The sequence below is a fragment of the Mariniblastus fucicola genome, from assembly GCF_008087665.1.
GTDB classification, from domain to species: domain Bacteria; phylum Planctomycetota; class Planctomycetia; order Pirellulales; family Pirellulaceae; genus Mariniblastus; species Mariniblastus fucicola.
Genome location: NZ_CP042912.1, coordinates 1,791,192 through 1,814,219, shown reverse-complemented (window position 1 = coordinate 1,814,219; position 23,028 = coordinate 1,791,192). Strand labels below are relative to the sequence as shown.

The window sequence follows — 23,028 nt, the reverse complement described above, 5'->3', positions numbered from 1 at the left end:
CAGAATTGTGATGAAGATTCACACACGAAGCCACCCTTCAGGCGGCTCCGAAGCCCGCAACTTATTTCTTCAAAGTTACCAGCGGCAGAATTTGTGAACGCTAGGATCGAACCGCAGCAAGTGCCGCATCGAACTGTGCTTGCGTTGACAGTCCCTGGGATCGATAAACGACTTCGCCGCTGCTATCGACGCCAACAAGGAATGGGAACCGGTCCGTGCCAAGAAGGTCCATCAGTTTTGCTTGCGTATTGTCGACGATGATCGTCCCATCGTATCCAGCATCACTAAACCATTGGGACGGTGGATAGGTTTCGTCATCCGGATCCACGGAAACCGCAGCCGCGACAAATTCGACGTCGTCACCAAGATCAGTGTCGCCAAGCCATTCAACGATTTCCGGAAGTTCATCGTTGCAGAACGGACACCAGTGCGCAAGCACTGCGTAAATTCGACCCACGCCAGGCTCGATGCTGTTGAAGGCTTCGCCGGTGATCGTTTGAGCCTCAAAATCGGCCAGAGTTTCTCCGATCGCATCATCCGTCGCTGCGGTCGAATCAAACAGTGGCAAGTCCGTTCCGGAGTTCACGATTACATTTCCCGTGTCCAGAAAAGTCTGCTCCGTAGCGGTCACAGAGAACTGCGTTTCACTAAAATCGCCCGTCGCATCGGTGGCTCGGACAGTAAACACAGCCGCACCTTCCCGGGCTGGAGTCCAGCTGATCGTTCCGCCTGAATCGATCGTTGGCTCAACATCACCGTCGAGAATCGCACTACCAGCCGCAGTAACGCTCCAGGTGATGGTCTCGTCTTCTGCATCAGTCGCCGTTGCCTGGACATTGAACAGTTGATCGACGGAAGCCATGCCATCAGCGATGTCGGTGATGACCGGTACGTCGTTTACGGGCGTGACGTTGACAGTCAAGTTCGCGCTCGGCGACGTGACGCTTCCTGAGCTGACCTGAATTGCGATCGAGCGAGTGCCAGCAACAGGATTGTCCGATGTATTTTCGTAAGTCAACGTCTGCAGCACGGTCAGGAACTCGTCCGAGTTCAGATCTGCTTCGAAAGTCAGCGTTCCGTCTTCCGATTCGACAAATGAGTCCAAGCCATCGACGCGAAGGATTTCCGTTGCGGAATCAGCCGACGCAGGAAGCGAAACCGTGAATCCTGTGATGGCATCGCTAACCGTCGAATTGATCGCCGTAATTCCCGAACCAAGTTCCAGCTGTCCGTCGTTCTCAGTGAACTCAAACTCAGTCGTATCACCTACCGAAACTGAAAGAGACGGAACGACTTTTGTGATCGTGACGTTGTCCAGCAGCGGACCATCTCCATCACCTGTGAACTCACCACCGGGCTCGCGGAAGACCAGTCGCGTCAAATCGGAGTCGGCTCGCACCGTAAAGCCGAAGCTTTGCCAGTCGGAGTTGCCACGATAGGTCCCAACCCATTCGTCGTTCCAGCGGACGCGAACTTCTTCGTCTTCGCCGACGACGCCGCTTTCGGATCGCAGGTCGAAGGAAACAAAGTATATCCCGCCGTTTTCGGTCGTGATGTCTGTGAAGAGAATGTCTGAGTTATCTGATTGGCGATCAAGGTTAACGAACTGGGACCCGTCGCTCGCAGTTCCGGTTTGAATATCAGCCAGGCGTTCGTCTTCGTCGGCTGAGACACTCCAACCGGGAACGTCGTCCTGACTGACGGTGCCAGACTCGTTGTCTTCAAAGCTTCCATTTTCAACGGCCTGATTGGAAACCGGAACAAGTCGCAGGTTGTCCAACATCGCGCCGACACCATCATTGCCAACACCGTCGACTTCCTGAATCTCCAAGCGGGACGTTTCCGCATCGGTGCCGCGTACGGTCACGGTAAACGTTTGCCAAAAGTCAGTGATCCCCGAAAAGATACCGACTTGCTCGCCGTCCCACAAAATCCGAACGTCGTTGGTGCTTGCGTCCGCAGTGTCGCCAACGGGACGGCCAAGCAGATCGAATGCCAACGTGTAAAGCTGATCTTCAACGACAGCGACATCCTGGGAAATGGACTCGAGCACATCGGCTTGTGCGTCCAGATGGAATCCGGTTCCGCGCGGAGAGTCATTGAACCCCACCAGGCTAATCGTGTCGCTTGCTCCGGCGGTTTGGCTCCAGCCCGGAACGTCGGAAATCAAAACGCGTTCAGCCGTCGCGTCTGCGACTTCGTTTTGATCGAAGTCTGCATTGACGATCAAACCGGTGTCGATGGATGCGTCTCCATCGAACTGCGGCAAACCTGTTGTCGCCAGTAGCTGGCGTGGCTCGAGGACTGAATAGTCGTGACCGTTCTTCGCGCGACGACGTCGTTTCATAAAATTTCCAGAGTGCTGCTTTTGTGTTCCAGTTTGCCGTATCCCTACATTTTATGTTGGAACCATCTGAATACCAGATTATTTGAGGTTTCAGACGCCCAAGACGGGAAACTTGGGCTGCCGTTATTGCCAGGACATATAACCGTTACAACCGACACGTGGTAAGATGGGCGTCCCCAAATGGAAGCGTGATTGACATCACGTGCACGCCTTCCGTCCTCTGACTTCCAACTTACAGGACCTCGAAATGCCTACTCGTAAGAACACCCGTGTTAAGAAGAGCCAATTTGACTTTGGAAAGCTTGAGCGGCGCAACATGTTGGCCAACGATGTTCTACCGGACGTGTTCGCGTGGGAGAGCGAAGAACGGGGCTACTTGCACGATTACTACGTCGAAGGAGAGCTGCTCCGATTTTCGACTGCGTTTGCCAACCAGGGCGCGGGGCACCTGGAAGTCTTCGGCGGCGAGCCCACTGACAACGGCAACCAGGAAGTCTTTCAGCGGATCTATGATGACGAAGGTGGGTTTCGCGATCGTCTGGCTGGGGAGTTTACGTATCACGAAGGCCACGGCCACATTCACTTCGATGGTTATGCGATCTACAACTTGCGCGAGATCGGACCTGCTGGCGAAGTCGGTGACATTTTGGCGACGGGCGGAAAGATCAGCTTTTGCCTGATCGACATCACTCGATACGACGATGATGCCGGAGCTTCAAACTACGGCAGTTGCGGCACGACTCAGGGCGTCTCCGCGGGCTGGTCAGATGTCTATGGCAGCGGACTAAGCGATCAGTGGATCAACATTTCCGGAATCGATGACGGTGACTATTACCTTGAAGTCGTGACCGATCCAGAAGACAAACTTTTGGAGTCCGACGAGACCAACAACACAACGATCATCACGGTTACGATCGAAGGCGGCCCCGGAGCCAACGGCGACCGACTTGAGCCTAACAACTCGTTCACGGCAGGCTACAACATGGGAATCGTCAGCCAGCGAAGCGAAGAAGGACTGTCGATTCACACCGATCAGGACGTGGATTATTACCAGTTTGCGGCAGCCGAAGCTGGCGAGTTTTCAGTTCAACTCGATTTCAGCCATCAGCTTGGAAACCTGGATGCATTCGTCTACGACAGCAACCTCGATTTGGTCACCAGCGCTGAAAGCTTAACCGATCTGGAGATCCTGGAATTCGACGTTCTGCCAGGCCAAGCTTACTTCCTTCAAGTTCTGGGCGTCGACGGAGCGACCAATGGATACGGCCTTGAGATGTCCGGCCCGGGAGATTTGATCACAACGACGATTCCAAGCACGGATATTCCTGTAAACATCCCTGACGGTGAAGGGGCAGGGCAGGCTGGCGATACGATCACCAGCACCATCGAAGGTCCTGACATTACGCTGACGGATTTGAACTTGCTGTTTCAGGATCTGGACCATACGTGGATGGCGGACCTTAGCATTGCATTGATTTCGCCAGCAGGAACACGGGCTCATATCATCCGCTCCGACTACGAGGGAAGCGGCGAAGGACCGCTCGGCGGCGGAGACAACTTCACGAACACGACGCTTGATGATCAAGCACCGACCAACATTTCTGACGCGGACGCTCCCTACACCGGTTCGTTCAATGTGAACTTTGGCGATATTTCGAATCCGCTTTCGGCTTTCAATGGCGAAAACGCACTGGGAACCTGGACGGTCGAGATCACAGACTGGTACTCGGCCGACACCGGAACGCTTCGCGAATGGGGTTTGATGTTCACCGGAATCGACAACAACCCGGGCGACGTGTTGGAGCAAAATGACGCTTTCCCGCAAGCCACGGACCTTGGCACGATCGGCTATTACTCACATGCTGATCTTTCCATTCACGACGATGCGGACGTTGACTTCTTCCGCTTTACAGCACAAGACTCAACGCATGCCCAAATTGACCTTACTTACGCAATCGCTGACGGAAATGTGGACTTCATTGTTTACGATTCCGACCAGCAGGAGATTGGTCGGGCGGACAAGGAGAATGACAACGAAACGCTGCGTGTCGATGTCGTGGCAGGCGAACTTTACTTCATCGAAGTTTTGGGGGCCAATGGAAACACCAACACTTACGATTTGACGATCGACGTCCCTGACATGGTGGCCAATTCCGGCATCATCGAAGCGACGCCGGATTGGCAATGGGTCCCACTTGGAGGCAACTTCGAGAGCCCGGTTGTTATGGCAAGCGTAACATCGACGAGATCCTCCGCACCTGTCACCGTTGATATCGTGGATGACTTCAGCAATGGTGGCTTCCAAATCAGAATCAACACACTGGGCGACGGACAGCATACAAGCGAATCCGTCAGCTACTTTGTTGTCGAGGAAGGAACGCATACGCTTCGCGACGGCACGGTGATTGCCGCCGGGCAGAGCTCAATTTCGAACGGTGCATGGAACAACGTGGAGTTTGGGAACACCTTTGACACTACGCCAATTGTATTGGGACAACTTCTCAACGACGGCGAGGCCGTCACTACCCGGTTCGACGGAATTAGCGAATCTGGATTCGACTGGCGTTCACAGTTGCAAGAGTCAACCAATGAAGGCAGCAGTGTGAGTCACACCGGACAGTGGTTGGCGATCGAGCTTGGAACGGGTTCGACGGAACACACGAATTTCGAAGTTGGGACCGCAAAAGTCAGCTCTGGCGTTCGAGAAATTGAACTTCTGAACACATATCTTGGCCGAAAGAACGTTCTTGCCAGCATCCAAACGTTCAATAACAGCGACACCGTCACAACACGGACGGCATTCACCAAGTCAAGAAACCTCAATTCGGTTCTGCAAGAAGAAACGTCTGCGGACTCCGAAACCGATCACGGCTCGGAATGGATCGGATATTTCGTGTTCGGCGTCGGTGCTTTCTACGCGGAAGTTCCACAGTCGACTCCACCGTTGACCAAACGGATCATTGCTGACAATCCCTTTGCCGCCGACGATTTCACGCCAGTGAAGTCCAAGGCCGTGGATTCCAAAACCGAACTCGTTTCGTTTTCTCGTGCTGGACAGATCGTTCCAATCAAAGTTCAAAACGTCAACAACTCGCGAAAGATCGACAATACAACCGTCGTCGCTGATCTTTCGGGTGCGATCAAATTGGCCGGCGATCGAACCGACTTCGATTCGAGTGCTGATTTGATCAAGCGTACTGACCGTCAGGACTTTGATTCGATCGATAACGCCTTTGGCAGCGATACCGAACTCGACGCGTTCGATGTCAAAGTCAAACGTGAGCTTTCGCCAATTCGTGGCTAGGGTTGTTCGACGGAAACGTCCACGATCACGGGGCAATGATCGCTTCCTCCGAATTCACCGAGGAAGCGATCGTGGACGTGCACCGATTCTGAGACCAAAACGTGATCGATCGGGATTCCGAATCCGAATGCAAAGTCCGGCCACGAAGGCTGAACACCGAAGCCTTGGCGGCTATCGCGAAGCGCCGTCTCGTCGATCAGGCCTGACAAAAACCTTGACGACGGGCTGCAATTCATATCACCACACAGGATGGTCGGAGTGCTTTCGTCGTTAACGAGAGTCGCGATTTGCTCGAACTGCCGATTTCGAAGATCCAGTCGATAGCGATTGATAGGTGACATGACATGGACGGCCACCAATCGCAGAGTTTGCCCGCCGAATTTAAACTTCGCAATCGCCGCAGGATTGTCGATCTCTTCCTCAGTCAACGGAACAGACTCAGTGTTTTCCAGCGGAAGCTTGCTGAAGATTGCGATCCCGTAGCCATGCCATCTCGGATCGCGATGCTGGTACGGGTACGTTTCGTTTAGGTGGTCGAAGGCAACATGCCAGTTGTTGGCGTACTCCAAAACAGCCACAACATCCGGATCATGCTTGCGAACTTCTTCGATCGCAGCTTGGAACTCAGTATTGGTTGCAAGAACATTGAACGACATCAACCGTAGCGACGTTTTCCCGGCCGGCGGTTGACTCGCAGGCAAGTAGATCCTGCCCGTCTCCCATCCCGCCCACGCGGTCGCGAGCAGAAGACAGATGAGCAGCAGCCACGATGTCCTGGAAAATTTCGTCAGCTGAACTGCGACGACAAGCAGTACCAAAAACTGGGTACGAAAGTTGGCCAGCAACTCAGCAACAAAAAAACGCTGTCCGAAAAACGAAAACAGGTAGGCCAGCAGCAAGCTCCACATGCCGGCTCGAATCAGCCAACGAGTCCGCTCCCAGCCAACGCGAACGTTCGCCTGAGATGCAGATACCGTAGCTGACTCATTCATCGCGGTTTGTCCGTACGATTGCAACGTGCGTTTCGACGTGGTCCGCCAAACAAACGTCAGGCTTGGCTAAATCAGCACCAGGCTTTCAAGCAACAGCCTGAGCTTCCGGAGTTCGCCGTCGTGATCAACGTCGACTTGAGGCTGAATATCAACGCACAGAGTCCTGCGAAAACCTTCTTTGCGAAGCAAATTAATCAGCCGACCGTAGTCGATGATTCCCTGTCCAACGCGCACCTGAAGCTGCTCCGGCGTTGAGTCCCGCAAGTAGACATTGTGCACGTACGGCATCAGCTTTTCGTAATTCGGTGGTTCCGGATTGCCAAAGTGATAATGACTTGGATCCATCGCCAAGCCCATGCCTTTGACATGCCCGCAGATGACGGAAACCGTATCCACATCAGCCGACAGCCGTCCGACTTCGGTTCGCATTCCGACACGGACACCGTGCACATCAGCGATTTTGACCAGTCGTTTGTAACGTTCGACTTCCTCGTTGAACGGTGTGCCGTGTTCGCTGGCACGGACGGTCAGCGAAACAATCTTCGCGGCCTTGGCCAACTCGCAGCACTTCGTGAACGTGACGTAATACTCTTCTCCCGGATCCTCAATCTGCAGATCCAGGCCGGTCACGACCAGGCGATGCGTGTTGAGACACGTCTTGAGTGCCTGATCGAAATTATTCTTGATATCCGACGGCTTCAGATGGTTACCGCTCTCGTAAACTCCCAGTTCAATGTGTGAGAATTCGAGGTGGGCCAGCTTTTCGATTGTCTCGGAAAGCGGCATGTCGGGGTAGCATTGCGTAGTTGCGGCAACAAACACACGCAGACTCCTTTTGCGCAAATCATTTTGGCGTAAAAATACACTGGCGAAAGCCGGGTCAGGCCATCGCCAAGCTGTGAAGATAGAGACAATGTCAAAGTTTTACAACACCAGCAGGAGCATTCCGACTTGCCCGTTATTACCAATGAATTGAGCAAGCGGTATCGCGACTTTCTGGCGCTCGACCAGGTCAGCTTGCGAATCGACGACGGCGAAGTCTTCGGCTTGCTGGGGCCTAACGGTGCCGGCAAATCGACGCTAATTCGTTGCCTGCTGGGCTTTCTGAAACCGAGTTCCGGGACCGCGACGGTCGACGGACTGGATTGCTATCTGGACCGAGTCTCCGTTCACACGAAACTGTCATATTTGCCAGGCGACGCCCGGATGTATCGCACGATGCGAGCCAGAAGTCTGCTGAAGATGTTCGCCGGGCTTCGCGAAGGTGGCTCGTGGAAGGACGCGTTTGATGTCGCCGATCGCCTGGAACTGGACCTCAACCGCTGGGTTGGACTCATGTCGACAGGGATGCGGCAAAAGCTGGCGTTGGCAATCTGCCTGTCCGTCGAAGCTCCGCTGCTGATCCTCGACGAACCGACTGCCAACCTTGACCCAACCGTTCGGGGCCAGGTTTTGGAACTGATCAAGGAAGCAAAATCGCGAGGCCAGACGGTGATCTTTTCGTCACACGTGCTTTCCGAAATTGAAGACGTTTGCGATCACGTCGCGATTCTGAAATCGGGAAAGCTGGCGTTCGAGCAGTCGATGGAGGATCTTTCGTGGCAGCATCGCGTTCGCGCGACGACAGCCATTCGGGTCGCAGACCATGTTCACAAGTTGGACTCCGAGGAACGTCCCACGATCGTGCAGAACGAAGATCGGGTGATGATTGAAACCAAAGGCGAGCTTTCTCCGGTTCTCAAATGGCTGGCGGAGATGCCGCTGCGAAACGTGACCGTCGAGCCAGTCGGTTTGCGTAGCGTTTACGACCGAATACACAGCGCGAAGACAGTTGCCTCCGACCGGAAAGCTGAGGCGACGGCATGAATGTGAACCAGGCACTACGCCGAAAGTACTTTGCGGAATCGTGGCTGTTGTGGCTGTCGATCGCGATCGGTATCGCCATCTTTTGTTGGGTCCGCGTCCATGTCGTCGGCGAGTTCGACACGTCGCAATTCAAACAGATCGTGGATTTATTGCCGCAGGACTGGCGGAAATTTTCGTCGGTCGATTTCGACTGGCTGGTTTCTTATCTTGGCCGAACTGCGCTGACGCTGGATGAACCGATGCTGCTGATGTTGATTTGTAGCTGGTGCATCGTCCGCGGTTCGGATGTCGTCAGCGGTGAACTTGGCCGTGGCACGATGGAGATGCTGTTGGCTCAGCCCGTCAGTCGCATGAAAATCTGGTGGACGCACGCGCTGTGGACTTTCATGGGAATGGTTGGACTGGTCGCCGTCACGTGGCTGTTCATGGCGATCGGAATCTGGACGACCAGCGTCGAAGAAACGACCTATCTGGAACTGAACTTTGGCGTGACTCAAATTCCGCTGACGTTCGCCGAACCGGTGACGAATACGGTCGAGATGTCGAGCCACGTAAACCCGATGATGTTTCTTCCAGGCGTCGTGAACCTGTTTTCTCTATGCTTCTTTCTGGGCGGATTTTCGGCGTGGTGTTCGTCGATGGATCGATTTCGTTGGCGGACTCTGGGGATCGTTGCCGGATTTTATTTTCTGCAAGGCGGCATGAAAGTGTTGGCCATGGCATCAGAGTCCTGGTCGTGGATCCGTTTCATTTCGGTGTTCGGATACTACGGACCGGCTAACTCAATTGAGACGGCTCAAAAGAACGTGTGGGATTGCTTCACGTTTTTCAAGTTCGGTTCGCAAGGACAATTCATGCCAGCGCCGCTTCTGAACAATCTGCTTTTGATTGCTCTCGGAGTTGCCCTCTACTACTTTGGCAGCCGCATTTTCAAAACGCGTGACTTGCCCGCGCCGATCTGATTATCGCCTTTGGCATGCTCGTTGCCCTATTAGTAAATCGCTGAACGACGACACCCATGAATTCGGGTGAAATTCAACGTTTCCCGCTTTTAACGAGCTCCACCGAGATTTTACCATGATCAAAATGACGACACTTTGTCCCAATATCGCGACAGTTTTGACGGTTTCCGTTTTGCTCGTCAGCGCTGCTTTTGCGCAAGAACCGGGAAATCTCATTGGAACGAATTCATGGGGAGAGGTTCCGCCAGCGATCCCGGAGGTTCCTGAAGTTCCCGAAGATCTGAGCATTTTGACTCGAGGGCCGCTTCACGAAGCGTTCGCGTCGGCTCATCAGCAAGACCCGCAATCCTCCGATCTGGTTTTCAAAGCTCCGCCAGAGTTGATCGACGAAGTTCCGCCGGAGTACAAGCCAGAAGGAAACAACGTACAGTGGATTTCTGGATACTGGGCTTGGGATGATTCGCAGTCCGATTTCATTTGGATCAGCGGAATCTGGCGCGACGTGCCGCCGACGCGACGTTGGATGCCGGGCTACTGGGACTCGGAAGGTTCCGGATATCGTTGGGTGTCAGGATTTTGGACTGAAGAAACCCAGCAGGAACTTGGCTACTTGCCAGCGCCGCCGGCTTCGATAGATCAGGGACCGTCAACGGTTGCGCCAAGCGAAGAATATTTCTACGTTCCAGGCAACTGGCAATTTCAGAACAACAACTATCGCTGGTTGGCCGGACATTGGCAGCCCGTTATCGAAAACTGGATCTGGGTTCCGGCGCGTTATGTCTGGACTCCCAACGGTTGCGTCTATCAGTCCGGCTACTGGGATTATGAGTTTGAAAACCGCGGCACCTGCTTTGCGCCCGTCCATTTCACTCAGCCAATTTACCGAACTGCGAACTATAGCTACCGTCCGTCGTACGCGATCAATCTGAACATTGACTTTTTGACTCACATGTTCGTTCGCCCCCGCTGCGGCCACTACTTTTACGGAGACTGGTACGGATCGAGCTTCAACAACGTCAGCTACCGTCCCTGGGTTTCGCACAACAGTCACTATCGTAATTACGATCCGTTGTTGACCTACTACCGTTGTCGCCGATCATCGTTTGATAGCCGTTACAACGTCGTTCAGTATCTTGCTCGACAACACAACTTCTATATCAAAAACCGCGATTACCGGCCCCGTCCGACTTACAAGGCTCAGCACAAACATGCGAGAAACATTGAACATCGACATGGGAGCCGGGGACATGGCAAGGACTACCTTCACAAATCAAGCTACGTTCGAACTTACAAGGATCTGCGAAAGTATGACGAACAACGCCGAAAGCAATCGGTCACGAACAACCAGAATGGCCCAAAAAAGAACAGCGTAAAGAAACATCGCAAAGTCGCGGAAGAGGAACTGCGCAACAATCGTCGCAAGATGGAACAGCGTGCCGAGTTGCAACGTGAACGTAAGCGTCAAGAACATGCTTCGCAGAAGCATCGAGTCGCGAAGCATTCCAACGGCAAGATTCGGCTCCAGAATATTCCGTCGACGAGAGAACGTGAACAGGATCGATTGAGCAAGGCGAAAGGACAGACGCGTCAACCGAAGTCGAATGCACAGCGTCGCAATTCGCAACCCGAACGTCACACCCAAAGTCGAGGAAAGACGCGTACGACGCAAACGGTAACGCGACCCTCTCCAGGAAAGAAAACGGCTCAGCAGGAGCAGGCGCGACGTCTCCAGGAACAGGCTCGACGCTCCCTGCAGGAGCGAACGCGGCGGAACCAACAGGACTCCGCCCGTAAAGCTCAGCAAGAACAAACCCGACGGGCTCAGCAAGAACAATCGCGACGGGCTCAACAGGACCAAGCCAAGCGGGCTCAACAGGAACAGCTGCGCAGGAAGCAACAGGAAAGCCTTCGCAGAGCCCAGCAACAAAATTCGCGTAACACCACACGGAACACCAGCGGGAAGATGCGGATGCAAAACATCCCGTCGGTCCAACAGCGTGAACAGGCGGCTCGAAAGGCTCAGCAAGATTCGGCCCGCAAAGCACAACAACAGCAACAGGCAAAACGTGCTCAACAGGAACAGGCGCGAAGAGCTCAGCAAGAAAGCGCCCGCCGCGCCCAGCAAGCGAAAGCGCGACGTGCCCAGCAGGATGCCGCTCGAAAGTCGCAGCAAGATCAGGCGAGACGTGCGCAACAGGAGCGCTCCAGGCAGCAAGCCGCTCAACGTGCTCGACAACAGCAATCGCAACGCGACGCAGCTCGTCGGGCTCAGCAAAAGTCTCAGCAGGATGCCGCTCGAAAAGCGAAGCAGAATAAGCCAAAGCCACCTCAGGAAAGCAGGTCCAGTCGGCTCAGAAACCGGTCGTCCAAAAAGAAATAGCGTTTGCCAAGCCATCAAGAACGTTTGACAGGTCGGACGATTTTCCGCTTCGAGAAAAATGTCGCTACAATACAGTTGTACGAGTAATGATTCTTAGGCTCGTGCGTCAAACCCTTGAAATCTCAACTTCAAGAAAACCCTCATTCATCACCGAAAGTGGCTGCGACGCCGCATGCTGTGAATCCGCAACCAGCGTAGACGGTTCACGAGGCTCGCGCAGGAATAACCATAGGAACTTACGACAGATGACAACTGTACTGGATATTGGAAACTGCAACGCGGATCACTTCTTTATCACGACAATGCTAAAGTCCAACTTCGACGCCAATGTTTTACGCGCACACGGAGCCGATGACGCGTTGACAACGCTGGAGGAAAACGAAGTTGATCTGATCATGATCAATCGATTGCTGGACGTCGACCACAGCGAAGGTATGGATGTATTCCGAAAGATCAAATCGAATCCAAAGTTTGAAAGTATCCCGGCGATGCTGATCACGAATTTCGACGATCATCAGAAAGCTGCGATGGAAGAAGGCGCCGTCCAGGGGTTCGGCAAGTCAGCACTGACTTCCGATTCGGTGGTCGCGGTCGTGAAAGACGCGCTTTCGTCGAGCTGAACCGAAGCCGCGCATTCCTGGCAGAATTGCTTGGGCACAAAAAAAGCATCCGGACAAGAATCCGAATGCTTTGAAAGTGGAGCTGAGGGGGCTCGAACCCCTGACCTTTTGGCTGCCAGCCAAACGCTCTCCCAGCTGAGCTACAGCCCCAGTTTCGATTCGGAAAAAGGTATCAATCCCGACAGGCTATGTCAAGGATGAAGCATTTCGCGAGTATGATTGACTCGCAACGACTGAAAAAGTTCACGAAGATCGCCATCGGCGCACAAAAAAACGCGAGCCGAAAATTGGACTCGCGTTGGTTTTTGGCGGTGCAAACTGCTATCTGCGACGACGCAGGGCAATCATTCCTCCGACCAATCCGATCAAAGCCAATGACGATGGCTCAGGCACAGAAGTGAACGTCATTCCGAAATCGACGTTGCGAGTCCACGATTCCGCGATTGGCCCACCTCCAGCATCCACTTCGGAAACCAGATTCCACACGACCGAGTTCGACGCTGCGAAGCCTCCAGCATCCTGATTCTTGTACTGATAAGCGCCTGTGCCGTCCATCGTGTTTGTAATCGAAACGCCATTGACTGTCGCCGTCGCCGACGATCCATCAGCTGTACTTGCGTTACCCGAAGTACCAAAACCAGCGTCAGTAAAGCCGTCAAAAACAACCGTTCCGGCGGCACTCGCTGTCGCAGAAACAAAAGAAAGAGTCAGCGTTTCCCCCGGTTGCCAGGTGTTCGGACGCAGTCCCTGACCATTGAAGTTGATGTTGCCGGCTCCGGAAGAGACGGTGACGTTGAAGGTGAAATCAATGAAATCCGAACCAGTAGCAGTGCCACCGACCAAATCCAAATCTGACCAGCGAAGGACAATGTCTTCGCTTTCAGAATTATTCTGTGCAGGAGTGAATCCTGGCGCAAAGTCGATTGAGCCAAAGTTGGGCGCTTGATTAGCCCCGCCAGAAATTACAGTGGCTCGAAGATCCAGGTTGTCAGCGGTGACAACCAGGTCCGCTTGAGCTGTCTGAGCGACCAGCCCCAAAGCGACTGCGACTGCAGTCAGAAAAAACTGTTTCATGATGAATACCAAGTTCGAGAATAGAAGTGCACTCAACGGCCTCCATCCGATCCGCAAATGAAATGGTGGTGATGGCAACCGTTACGACCGGCAAAGTCGATTTACGTCCCCGTATTGTGTTAACTGAGGAATAGCGAACAACCTAGCCGTCATGAAACCGCTCCTAATACGTCGGACTATCTGTATTTACATGCGAGATAGCGGCGGCTGGAACGGCACTGAAATGGCAATTGGGACACTGAAACGCCCTTACAACGTTCCTGTTCCTTCACATTCCAAGCTGGCCGAGGATTTTCACCAACGTGAGAGATCGGGAAACCGCTACCAAACGCTTTAGAATCCATCTCGCGATGAGAAGCACAGGGACAACCCTCCCGACCCTGACTGCACTTGGAACCCAACAAAGCCAACGAACCCGATGGTCGCGTTTCACAGGTCTGTCAGCAACGAGTTTCCGCAAATCTTGCGAGCACGCCGGACGCTCAATTCAAGCAGATTGAAAATTCGAAATGGCGTGGCTGACGAAAACAAACCCGTCGCCACCTGTTCCACAAAAGAAAGCACTACCCGCCCAGCCAATCACAAAAACCGGTCCACGTTCGCGACAGGAAGCGACCTGAAACGACGTCCTCGGTAATCGTTTCCTTGTCCGACGAAAAGTTCACCCACACAGCTTCGATGTAAGGCTGGCTGCTGGTGGCGAACATCTGCCAGATGCCTTCGTCGTTGATCCGCTGCAAACCCTGCCAGTAGTGGTCGATCAAATGTTCGTCCAGTAACTTGCCCGTCACACGAATCGTCGTGAGTGCTCCTTTGCTGACCGTCGCGACCTGATTCAGCGTGTACATCGTCATGGCACTCGACACGTCGATCAGATCGACATCCTGATCGTCCGCCATATGCTGCATCTCGGACCACATCCGCTTGATCTCGGCTTGCGGAATCACCTTCGTTGGGTCAAGCGTTCCGACGGACTCCTGAGCTTCCTCGATCGTCTCACGCAAACCGTCAAGGCTAAGTGGTGGCTGATCAAAACGGTCGGCTGCTTTCCCGGACGCGGAACCGATCGCATCGAGCAAATCTGCGGCGTGGTCGATCGTTGAGTCTTTGTCGATGATGCCTTCACGTTTGAGTTCATCAGCGAGCTGTTTTAAATAGACGTTTGAACCGTAAGCCACGTCGCTCATGACGGCCAGAATCGTCATCGGCGAAACGTGCAGCGTGGCCATACCCGCGAGGTCGACGAAGGTACTAACCGTTTTTTTGGCGACGTAGCCTTCGACTTGAGCGTCGCTATCGGGAGCCATTTCTCCCGCGGCCCGTTTCGCGCCTCCGATGTCGTGAGCCACCATGTCGAGCATTTGCTTGACGAACGTCTTGTAAGTCTTCGAATCCTGAAATGCGGACGGTACCAACAGCACCGCCGACTGTTGCGCGAACCCGCCGACGATGGCCGCGGTACTGCGGATGGCTCGTTCGGGCAGCGACAACGTATAGTTCAGATACTTCGCGACCGATTCGGCGCCCGGATCGGGACCTTTTGGCTTTGTCTTTCTACTCAAGCTTTGGCTCCGGAGAATTGTTGATAACTTGCACAGCAGCCTTGTAGTCCGACGCTGCCACCACGACGCGAACGTCACTTGCGATCTCGGTTTGAAAGCCGGAAGTGAATCCACCGACGGCGCGAGCTTTAATTCCATGAGCTTCCAGCTGGACGACCAGCGCACTGGCGCTCATTTCGTCCGGAAGCGACGCGACCACGGTAGGAGCGTTTGGATCTTTGGCGACACGTCCCCACGCGAGGAATCCGGCGAAAGTTGCCAGCCCCATCACGGCGCCGAGCAAGCACGGCCAGATCAGTTGTCGGGCTTCTTCGGACGGGAGCACGAACAGCGATCCGAGCAGGCCGACGATGGCCAACGCGAACATCAGGAGGATTCCGGCTTCGATGGTTTTTCTGTTCATGATTTTTCAGGGGCGGGAGAGGGTGGTGTATGTGCGAACGGTGGTTTCATACGTGGCACGGTGGTCTCCACCGTGTAGGTTGTTTTATTGGTGTCAGTCTGGGACAGCCTGACCTACTTTTGCTATTTCTGCGCCAACCAGGCCATCACATCTGGCCGCAATTCAGCCACCAGAAATGCAGATCCGGCAACGCAAATCGCATCTTTCTGTTCGAGCGAATCCAGCAAATATTGCCAGGCAAGTCGGGGAGTTTCGCAGATTTGTACGTCAGGAAACCGTTGTCCAAGATCCCTGCGACGCGAGATCGACTCTTCGACCGCTGCCGAAAGTTCAACAATCGGTTTGCCGCGAGGATTTTCCTGGTACCGAGTCAGAATAAGCTCATCCGCCGTCGCGACCAGCGGCTCAATGATCTCGGCCGTGTCCTTGTCTCGTGTCGTCGCAACCAAAAAACGTTTGCGTGACTCGGGGCTGACTTCGGCGATCAAGGTTTGTATCAATGCGTCTGCCGAAGCTCCATTGTGAGCCATGTCCATCATCACAAATGGCTCGCGCGAAAGAATCTCGGTCCGACCGGGAAGCATGGCCGAAGCAATCCCGCTGCGAATTTGATCGTCTGAAATTTCCCAGCCCTGGTCGACCAGGATTTTGCAAGCCGTAATCGCTAGCGCCGCGTTGGCTCGCTGGTGATCGCCCGGCATTTTGCACTCAAGCTCAGTCACCTCGAACGGCTCGCGTGTGCTTCCTTCGCAACGGAACGTCCTGTGACTTTCCCGAACAGTTCGCATGTCGCGATCGAGCTGAAAAAGATGAGCACCACGATCGGCCGCGACATCGGCGATGACTTCCATGGCTTCCGGATGAAGTGCTCCACTGACCACAGGCACGCCGGGTTTGATGATGCCGGCTTTCTCTGTCGCGATTTTTGCAATCGTGTCACCAAGCTGCTTGGTATGGTCGAGGCTGATGTTGGTGATGACGCTGACCGCTGGCTGGCAGACGTTGGTGGAATCAAGCCGTCCGCCAAGCCCGACTTCCAGCACGACGGCATCGACTTTCGAGTTTGCGAAGTGTTGAAAGCCCGCTGCGGTGATGATTTCGAAGAAGGTTAAACCGCGTTCATTGCGAGCCGCGAATTCTTCGTCGAGCGATTCGATGGCTGGCTGGATTTGATCAAGCACATCAGAAAGCTGATCGTCGGAGATCAACTGGTCGTCGACCGCGATCCGCTGGTTGATTCGTTCGAGGTGCGGCGAGCTGTAGATGCCTGTTCTCAAACCAGCATGGCGCAAAATCTCGCCAGTCATTTTCGAAACCGAGCCTTTGCCTTTCGTGCCCGCCACGTGAATCACAGGAGCGAATTGGTGCGGGTGGCCGAGCCGATGCATCAAGTCGTGCATCGTCTGCAGTTTGAAACTGCGAGGACCGGCCGTGCTTTGACGTTCGTAATTGACGCGTTGATACAGCTCGGAGAGTTGTCGCGCGAGTCTTGTGCTTGTGGAATCGTTCATGATGAAAGCACCGTCATCGTGATGCCCCAGAAAACGAACACCAAAAAGGCAACGAGTACAGCCCAGGTGGCGGCCGAAGTTTGATGTTTCATGTGCGGCGTCTGTTGGATGACTTCCTGGTAGTGTTCGGAAAATACCATTTTGGTCTTGGAGGCAAACAGCTGAAACAGAATGACGATATTGATAAAGGTGCCAATGGGAAAAACGAGCAAGCCCAAAGTTGCCAGAACGATGCTTGGATTTTTCGACCATGGTTTAAGATTCCTGATTCCGTACGCGACGACGCACTGGGCGACGCCGACAAAAACCAAAAACAGACCGAACACGAAATACCAAACGGCCCACGTAGCAGGTGCGCCATACAAAGTACGCGCACTGTTGCGCAATCCGATCACTTGAAAGATGCTTTCGTGGACAAAATTCGCGCCAACGATAGCCATGATCGCGCCGACGACGACAAACACCAACGCAGTCGACTTGATCGAATATTCATGAGCCAAATGCATGGAACGAATCACTTCGGCGTCAGATTGAGCTCCGCTGTTCTGCGAGATGACTCCGGGAGCGTAGGGATTTTGTTGGATCTCCGTCATGGCCAAATTCTATCACGGTCCTCCACCGAGATAATCGGCAAAACGGCTTTCATTCGCGTTTCCAAGCGTTGCCAAGGACGTATTGAGCCCGGTATCATCGGACACTTGAAATTCAAACACTTTTAGATCAGACGATTCATGACGGTACAGCAACAGTTTTCAATCACTCGCACCGAAATCTCAGGCCACAACGTTTTCGACCTGGCCAAAAAATTTGGAACGCCGACTTACGTTTACGATGCCGAAACGATTCGACAACGGATTGAGCAGCTGAAACAGTTCGACGTAATTCGCTTCGCCCAGAAAGCGAACTCGAACATTGCCGTGTTGAACTTGATGCGTGAAAACGGAGTCGTAGTTGACGCGGTGAGTTCGGGAGAAGTCCACAGGGCGAAGGCTGCCGGATATGCCTTGAATGCGACCCCGCACCAAATCGTTTACACGGCTGACATCTTTGATCGGGAGGCATTGGACCTGGTTGTTCATGACAACATCCCTGTCAATTGTGGTTCGCCAGACATGATCGTGCAGCTTGGGAAACTTGCTCCGGGCCGCGAGATCACGTTGCGGATCAATCCGGGATTTGGTCACGGTCACAGCAACAAAACCAACACCGGTGGTCAGTCGTCGAAGCACGGGATTTGGCACGATCAGCTTGACCAGTGCGTGGACCTGGCAAAAGAGCACGGTTTGATCGTCGCGGGTCTGCACATGCATATTGGTTCAGGCACGGACTTCGAGCACCTTTCCCAGGTCTGCGACGCGATGAAGCAAACAGCTCTCGCGGTCGGCGATTCGATTCACACGATCAGCGCCGGCGGTGGTTTGCCGACGCCGTACAAAGATTCCGATCAGCCGTTGGATATCGATCGCTATTTTCAGCTTTGGGACGCGACGCGGAAGGAACTGGAATCCGAATTCGGTCACGATGTTTCGCTGGAGATCGAGCCGGGGCGATTCCTGGTCGCCGAGTGCGGTTACTTGATCAGTGAGATCCGCGCGATCAAGACGATGGGCGAGAACTTGTTTTACCTGGTCGATGCGGGCTTCAACAATTTGGCCAGGCCAATTCTGTACGGTTCGTACCATCCGATGTCGGTTGCGTTCGCGAATGAGTCGACGGAGGAGACGCAGGATGTGATCGTCGGCGGTCCACTGTGCGAATCCGGAGACATTTTTACTCAGGAAGAGGGCGGATTCGTGTGCTCACGCGAACTTCCGAAAGCCAGCGTTGGCGATTTGCTGGTGATCGAGTGTGCTGGCGCGTACGGCTACGTGATGAGTTCCAACTACAACAGCAAGCCGATGGCGGCGGAAGTTTTGATCGACGGTGGCGAGGCTCATTTGATTCGCAAGCGTCAAACGCCGGACGATATTATTGCTGGTGAGTCGATTCCGTCGTGAGTTCGACGGGCGTGTGATTGTTGAGCCACTGAGGTCACAGAGAGCACGGAGGACGTGCAGTCAGAAATGAACTCCTGACATTGCATTTCCTCTGTGAGCTCGGTGTGCTCTGTGGCTGAATAAAAGCGACAGACGCAGGACTGAAATTCGGCTCGACAACCGGCTCGGATTGCTTGCTGATGAATGAGTTCGACGGGCCTGATATAAAAGCCACAGAGGTCACAGAGAGCACAGAGGACGTGCAAGCAGCATTTCCTATGTGAGCTCGGTTTGCTCTGTGGCTCAACAGCATCAGAATAAAGGACGACAATGCTTCGATTCGTTTACACTTCGACCATCCTGTTGATCTTTCTGTTTTGCGTCGCCTCGGTGGCTCAGGCTCAGCGACCGTCTGTTAACACAACGGTGCAACTGCCGACGGTCAGCAACTTCAGCATCAACACCGTCGTCAGCGTTCCCGATGGTGGCACGATGTACATCGGCGGCATCGGTCGGGGATCAGAGTTCGCAACACGCCGTCCAAACCAGCGCAGTAGCAGCCGCTCAGTTGCCGGGCCGGGCGTTTCGATCTCCGCATCGCTGATCGTTGGCTCAGAAGTTGATGCTGAGCTTGAACGTCGCGGACGTCTCGCGATCGCACGCAAAGCCCGTCCCTCGATTCACGGAACCGCGGCGGAAAAAGCCAAGGCTTCTTTTCTGGCAAAGCATCTTGGTCGCGGCTGGAAGTAAGCTTCCGTCGGCTATGATGGAGACATGGGCCGAGACCAAATCAAATGTAAACGTTGTGCGCAGCAGCCTGCTGAACTTGATCAGGAAATCTGTTTGCGATGCCGTGACGACGAGCAAGCCACGCTTCCTCCGACGCCCAACCACACCGACGACGCGACGATCGTTCCCGGTCAGCATCAATACGATGCGCCGAACGCGAAACGAATCGGCGACTATGAGTTAATCGAAGAGATCGCACGCGGCGGCATGGGCGTCGTCTACAAAGCCAACCATCGCAATCTGAATCGTGTCTCCGCCGTCAAAATGATCCTCGGCGGCCAGTTTTCTTCCGAAGAAGAACGCCAGCGTTTCCGTATCAAAGCCGAATCAGCGGCACGACTGGACCATCCGGCCATCGTCCCGATCTACGAAATCGGCGACCACGACGGCCGAGCATTCTTTGCGATGAAGTACGTCGACGGCGGATCATTGGCAGAACGAGCGACGTCTTTCGCGAAGGACCCGAAATCCGCAGCCCAACTGATGATCGCGGTTGCCGAAGGAGTCCATCATGCTCATCAACGCGGCGTGCTGCATCGCGATCTGAAACCGGCCAACATTTTGCTGGACAAGGAAGGGCAACCCTACGTCACGGATCTGGGCTTGGCCAAAAGCACGACCGGAGGCAGTGACCTGACTCACACCGGTGCCGTGCTGGGAACGCCCGCCTACATGCCTCCCGAACAGGCCGCCGGAAAATCGGTCACCACCGCGGCAGATGTGTACTCGTTGGGTGCGATCCTCTATGAGTTGCTGGTGGGGCAGCCCGCCTATCGGGGCGAAACGACGGTCAATGTGGTGATGCAAGTCATCGACGGACCGCCGGAGCCTCCACAGAAAGTTAATCCGGATGTCGATCGCGACCTTGAGCTGATTTGTCTCAAGGCGATGGCTCGCGAACCCGACGAACGGTACTCGTCAGCCCAGGCGATGGCCGACGACTTGCAATCCTGGCTGACCGGCGACGCCATCAGCGTCCGGGCTCCGTCGTTTCAATCCCGTATCGCGAGCTGGATGAAGAAAAACCAGAGTCTGGCTTACGGAATTTTCGCTGTCGTCTTCGGTGTGTTGGTTTGTTCTCCGATTGCGATCAGTTTTTTCTCAAACAGTGTCGGAGAAATCTACGACCAGTTTCCGGATACGGATCGCCCGTGGTTGTACCGAGTTTCGGTGCCGAAGTTCCTCTCGTTTTTGTTCTCGATGCTGCTTTTTCTGATCATCTGGCCATCGATTGGACTGCTGAACGCGACCATTTCGAATCCGCCAACGTTCACACGCTCGATCACCGCTGGTATTCGAATTTCAGCCATCCTTTCTCTGATCTTTTACGTGCTGGTTGGCTGGCTTATCGTGATTCAGGGTGTCAACAACTATTCGAACTCGAGTCTCGAAACCGTAGTCGAAGCAGTCTGGCCGGGCGACGAAAGCACGCCTGCCGAGGCGAAGGAGAAAGCCAACGAACTGTTTGGCGGACTGGACCACATCCCCGAATCGGAACGAGCCAGCGTTGTGGCGAAGCGATTTAAGGCCGACCGTTATGCCAGTTTTTCGTTTTCCTTGGGAGTCGCGTTACTCGTGGTCCTGGTCTTCGCCGGCCCGATTGTTTACGGAACCATGATTGCTGCCAGTCTGAGACGACGCAAACTTCGCAACTGGCTTTTTCTGATTCGCTATCTGATCGCGTGGACGTCGGTCTCGGGATTGCTGCTGATCACTTTCCTGACCGTGATGTCACGACTAAGCAACGGTGTGGTGCTCAAGAGTCATCCCGCCGGGATAGTTGTTGGCGTCGTAATTTTGATTGCAGCGAGCTATCTATCGCTTCGCCGTTGGAAGAAGTCGCCGCAAGTTAACGTTGCGTGAAGCGCGGCAAGTTTGACGGCTGTTAGCTATTGCCGCGGCATTTCGCGAATCGTGCTGCTTCGCACAGACTCAGGCGGCTCGTTTACCGATCGAATTCGCGTTCAGTGATGCATAAAGCGAATCCCGGGGAATGATTTCCTCCAGCATTTCCAGCTGCTCGTACGCGGAGAGCGACACATCCATGAAAATCCATTTCTGGCCTCCGTACTCGCAAACTCCGCCACCGGTACCACCGAAATGATCGTATCGGACTCGATAGCCCAGTTGCTGGGCGACTTCCAGCCAGGATTCGACCTGATAAAGGGTTCCGGGCCTCGATTTTTCGGATTGGTTGGTCATGGCAGGTCCTCGGACTATGACGGCCTGAAAGTCAAAATGGGATGCACAGGAAGCCATTGTTTGCTGCCGCGTAATTCTTCAAACTCTGGCCAAAGCGGGCCGATACTAGAGAAAAGTGCCTGACTACTGAAGTGCAGTCCAAATCCCGCTTTTGGTTGCCTACCGCCATTAACCACGGAAAAACTCCATCGTGAACCACTGCCAGCAATCCGAAATCAGTCAACTTCGTGAAGAAAATGCTTCGCTACGCAAGCAGCTGGAACGCTGTCAGAAAATGACGGCTCTTGGTGAACTCGTCAGCACGACGACTCACGAGTTCAACAATGTTCTGATGACCATCATGAACTACGCCAAGATGGGCATGCGTTACGACGACAAGGAAACCCGCGACAAGGCCTTCGACAAAATCAATCAGGCGAGCAATCGCGCTGTGAAAATCACCAACTCGGTCCTTGGAATGGCTCGCAATCGAAGCGAACATTTTGAGCAGACGGATCTCAAGCGAATCATTGACGAAACGATGGTGCTGCTGGAACGTGAACTGCAAAAGTATCGTATCTCTGTCGAGATGGACCTTGGCGAAAACGTTGCTGAAGTTTCCGCGATCGGCAACCAGGTCCAGCAAGTTCTTCTCAACCTGCTGATCAACGCTCGGCAAGCGATGCCCGATGGCGGACGTTTGCTGATCAAACTGAAAAACGACGAAGTTTCGAAATCGGTTCACCTCTCGGTTCGCGATTTTGGTACCGGCATGACGGACGAGACGATGCGAAAGATCTTCGAGCCTTACTATTCGACGAAGGAAGGTCCCGATGAGTCGGGCAAGGGCGGAACAGGACTTGGCCTGGCGGCTTGCAAGAATATCATCGAAGCCCACGGCGGAAAGATTCGCGTCGAAAGTGCGATCGGCAAGGGCACGAACTTTACGATCAAGCTGCCGGTCGAGCAACAAAAGTCACCCGTGTGTTCCGCGCGAGGAATTGCAGGAACCATGTCGCAGATGAATGCAGGTGTCTCGGCCGTTTCACAGAGCTAAAATT

At 54.0% G+C, this 23,028-nt stretch carries 18 protein-coding genes and 1 tRNA gene; 9 read left to right on the top strand and 10 right to left on the bottom strand.

Translation table 11 applies throughout. The features are described from left to right. Nucleotides 1–100 precede the first annotated feature (100 nt). Entirely contained in the window at nt 101–2,347 is a 2,247-nt protein-coding gene (locus MFFC18_RS06725; RefSeq protein WP_075083177.1) for a DUF642 domain-containing protein, read from the bottom strand. Nucleotides 2,348–2,594: 247 nt separating this feature from the next. Here MFFC18_RS06725 and MFFC18_RS06720 point away from each other — a divergent pair, with 247 nt between their 5' ends. Continuing rightward, a complete protein-coding gene (locus tag MFFC18_RS06720) occupies nt 2,595–5,651 on the top strand; it encodes a lysyl oxidase family protein (RefSeq protein ID WP_084416919.1) in 3,057 nt (1,018 codons plus the stop codon). On the opposite strand, the gene MFFC18_RS06715 is transcribed toward MFFC18_RS06720, so the two are convergent. Together MFFC18_RS06715 and MFFC18_RS06710 are read right to left on the bottom strand one after the other, a co-directional pair. Then, complete coding sequence (locus MFFC18_RS06715; protein ID WP_075083175.1) at nt 5,648–6,643, bottom strand: endonuclease/exonuclease/phosphatase family protein; 996 nt, start codon at nt 6,641–6,643, stop codon at nt 5,648–5,650. The genes MFFC18_RS06720 and MFFC18_RS06715 overlap by 4 nt on opposite strands. Before the next feature lie 66 nt (nt 6,644–6,709). Further along, nucleotides 6,710–7,465 carry a sugar phosphate isomerase/epimerase family protein gene (locus MFFC18_RS06710; RefSeq protein ID WP_075083174.1) on the bottom strand — a complete coding sequence of 252 codons (756 nt, stop codon included), beginning with the start codon at nt 7,463–7,465 and terminating at the stop codon, nt 6,710–6,712. Between the two features lie 150 nt (nt 7,466–7,615). On the opposite strand from MFFC18_RS06710, the gene MFFC18_RS06705 reads away from it, so the two are divergent. The 4 genes from MFFC18_RS06705 to MFFC18_RS06690 all read left to right on the top strand — a co-directional run bounded on the left by MFFC18_RS06705 (nt 7,616) and on the right by MFFC18_RS06690 (nt 12,471). After that, entirely contained in the window at nt 7,616–8,509 is an 894-nt protein-coding gene (locus tag MFFC18_RS06705) for an ABC transporter ATP-binding protein (RefSeq protein WP_244949107.1), read from the top strand. Next, the gene (locus MFFC18_RS06700) at nt 8,506–9,471 is read left to right on the top strand and encodes an ABC transporter permease subunit (RefSeq protein ID WP_075083172.1); all 966 of its coding nucleotides are present in this window, start codon (nt 8,506–8,508) and stop codon (nt 9,469–9,471) included. Before MFFC18_RS06705 ends, MFFC18_RS06700 begins: the two co-directional genes overlap by 4 nt. Before the next feature lie 115 nt (nt 9,472–9,586). Beyond that, entirely contained in the window at nt 9,587–11,851 is a 2,265-nt protein-coding gene (locus tag MFFC18_RS06695; RefSeq protein WP_075083171.1) for a YXWGXW repeat-containing protein, read from the top strand. Nucleotides 11,852–12,096: 245 nt separating this feature from the next. Further along, a complete protein-coding gene (locus MFFC18_RS06690; protein WP_075083170.1) occupies nt 12,097–12,471 on the top strand; it encodes a PleD family two-component system response regulator in 375 nt (124 codons plus the stop codon). A gap of 77 nt (nt 12,472–12,548) precedes the next feature. Here the strand turns inward: MFFC18_RS06690 and MFFC18_RS06685 are convergent. The 6 genes from MFFC18_RS06685 to MFFC18_RS24840 all read right to left on the bottom strand — a co-directional run bounded on the left by MFFC18_RS06685 (nt 12,549) and on the right by MFFC18_RS24840 (nt 17,614). Then, nucleotides 12,549–12,621, bottom strand: a tRNA-Ala gene (locus tag MFFC18_RS06685). 171 nt (nt 12,622–12,792) lie between these two features. Beyond that, nucleotides 12,793–13,545 (bottom strand): PEP-CTERM sorting domain-containing protein, encoded by a 753-nt coding sequence (locus MFFC18_RS06680; protein WP_075083169.1) that lies wholly within the window; start codon nt 13,543–13,545, stop codon nt 12,793–12,795. Between the two features lie 563 nt (nt 13,546–14,108). Further along, nucleotides 14,109–15,107 (bottom strand): hypothetical protein, encoded by a 999-nt coding sequence (locus tag MFFC18_RS06675; protein ID WP_075083168.1) that lies wholly within the window; start codon nt 15,105–15,107, stop codon nt 14,109–14,111. Next, complete coding sequence (locus MFFC18_RS06670; RefSeq protein ID WP_075083167.1) at nt 15,100–15,510, bottom strand: DUF2007 domain-containing protein; 411 nt, start codon at nt 15,508–15,510, stop codon at nt 15,100–15,102. The genes MFFC18_RS06675 and MFFC18_RS06670 overlap by 8 nt, the downstream gene beginning before the upstream one ends. A 122-nt stretch (nt 15,511–15,632) precedes the next feature. After that, nucleotides 15,633–17,021 carry a bifunctional folylpolyglutamate synthase/dihydrofolate synthase gene (locus MFFC18_RS06665; RefSeq protein WP_075083166.1) on the bottom strand — a complete coding sequence of 463 codons (1,389 nt, stop codon included), beginning with the start codon at nt 17,019–17,021 and terminating at the stop codon, nt 15,633–15,635. Beyond that, on the bottom strand, nt 17,018–17,614 hold the full coding sequence (locus tag MFFC18_RS24840) for a hypothetical protein (protein ID WP_075083165.1): 597 nt from the start codon (nt 17,612–17,614) through the stop codon (nt 17,018–17,020). The genes MFFC18_RS06665 and MFFC18_RS24840 overlap by 4 nt, the downstream gene beginning before the upstream one ends. 138 nt (nt 17,615–17,752) lie before the next feature. Here MFFC18_RS24840 and lysA point away from each other — a divergent pair, with 138 nt between their 5' ends. The 3 genes from lysA (at nt 17,753) to MFFC18_RS06650 (ending at nt 21,649) form a co-directional block, all read left to right on the top strand. Beyond that, nucleotides 17,753–19,018 (top strand): diaminopimelate decarboxylase, encoded by a 1,266-nt coding sequence (gene lysA / locus MFFC18_RS06660; RefSeq protein WP_075083164.1) that lies wholly within the window; start codon nt 17,753–17,755, stop codon nt 19,016–19,018. Nucleotides 19,019–19,327: 309 nt separating this feature from the next. Beyond that, nucleotides 19,328–19,747 carry a hypothetical protein gene (locus MFFC18_RS06655; protein ID WP_075083163.1) on the top strand — a complete coding sequence of 140 codons (420 nt, stop codon included), beginning with the start codon at nt 19,328–19,330 and terminating at the stop codon, nt 19,745–19,747. A 24-nt stretch (nt 19,748–19,771) separates the two neighbouring features. Further along, nucleotides 19,772–21,649 (top strand): serine/threonine-protein kinase, encoded by a 1,878-nt coding sequence (locus MFFC18_RS06650; protein WP_075083162.1) that lies wholly within the window; start codon nt 19,772–19,774, stop codon nt 21,647–21,649. A 69-nt stretch (nt 21,650–21,718) separates the two neighbouring features. Here the strand turns inward: MFFC18_RS06650 and MFFC18_RS06645 are convergent, their stop codons facing one another. Further along, nucleotides 21,719–21,988 carry a hypothetical protein gene (locus MFFC18_RS06645; protein ID WP_075083161.1) on the bottom strand — a complete coding sequence of 90 codons (270 nt, stop codon included), beginning with the start codon at nt 21,986–21,988 and terminating at the stop codon, nt 21,719–21,721. 190 nt (nt 21,989–22,178) lie between these two features. Here MFFC18_RS06645 and MFFC18_RS06640 point away from each other — a divergent pair, with 190 nt between their 5' ends. Further along, nucleotides 22,179–23,024 (top strand): sensor histidine kinase, encoded by an 846-nt coding sequence (locus tag MFFC18_RS06640; RefSeq protein ID WP_075083160.1) that lies wholly within the window; start codon nt 22,179–22,181, stop codon nt 23,022–23,024. Nucleotides 23,025–23,028: the final 4 nt, after the last annotated feature.

Bases quoted from the DNA above. Each gene is read 5' to 3' on its own strand.
- MFFC18_RS06655 (WP_075083163.1), top strand. From the start codon at position 19,328: ATGCTTCGATTCGTTTACACTTCGACCATCCTGTTGATCTTTCTGTTT.
- MFFC18_RS06645 (WP_075083161.1), bottom strand. From the start codon at position 21,988: ATGACCAACCAATCCGAAAAATCGAGGCCCGGAACCCTTTATCAGGTC.
- MFFC18_RS24840 (WP_075083165.1), bottom strand. From the start codon at position 17,614: ATGACGGAGATCCAACAAAATCCCTACGCTCCCGGAGTCATCTCGCAG.
- MFFC18_RS06695 (WP_075083171.1), top strand. From the start codon at position 9,587: ATGATCAAAATGACGACACTTTGTCCCAATATCGCGACAGTTTTGACG.
- MFFC18_RS06715 (WP_075083175.1), bottom strand. From the start codon at position 6,643: ATGAATGAGTCAGCTACGGTATCTGCATCTCAGGCGAACGTTCGCGTT.
- MFFC18_RS06670 (WP_075083167.1), bottom strand. From the start codon at position 15,510: ATGAACAGAAAAACCATCGAAGCCGGAATCCTCCTGATGTTCGCGTTG.
- MFFC18_RS06680 (WP_075083169.1), bottom strand. From the start codon at position 13,545: ATGAAACAGTTTTTTCTGACTGCAGTCGCAGTCGCTTTGGGGCTGGTC.
- MFFC18_RS06690 (WP_075083170.1), top strand. From the start codon at position 12,097: ATGACAACTGTACTGGATATTGGAAACTGCAACGCGGATCACTTCTTT.
- MFFC18_RS06720 (WP_084416919.1), top strand. From the start codon at position 2,595: ATGCCTACTCGTAAGAACACCCGTGTTAAGAAGAGCCAATTTGACTTT.
- MFFC18_RS06665 (WP_075083166.1), bottom strand. From the start codon at position 17,021: ATGAACGATTCCACAAGCACAAGACTCGCGCGACAACTCTCCGAGCTG.
- MFFC18_RS06725 (WP_075083177.1), bottom strand. From the start codon at position 2,347: ATGAAACGACGTCGTCGCGCGAAGAACGGTCACGACTATTCAGTCCTC.
- MFFC18_RS06650 (WP_075083162.1), top strand. From the start codon at position 19,772: ATGGGCCGAGACCAAATCAAATGTAAACGTTGTGCGCAGCAGCCTGCT.
- MFFC18_RS06700 (WP_075083172.1), top strand. From the start codon at position 8,506: ATGAATGTGAACCAGGCACTACGCCGAAAGTACTTTGCGGAATCGTGG.
- lysA (WP_075083164.1), top strand. From the start codon at position 17,753: ATGACGGTACAGCAACAGTTTTCAATCACTCGCACCGAAATCTCAGGC.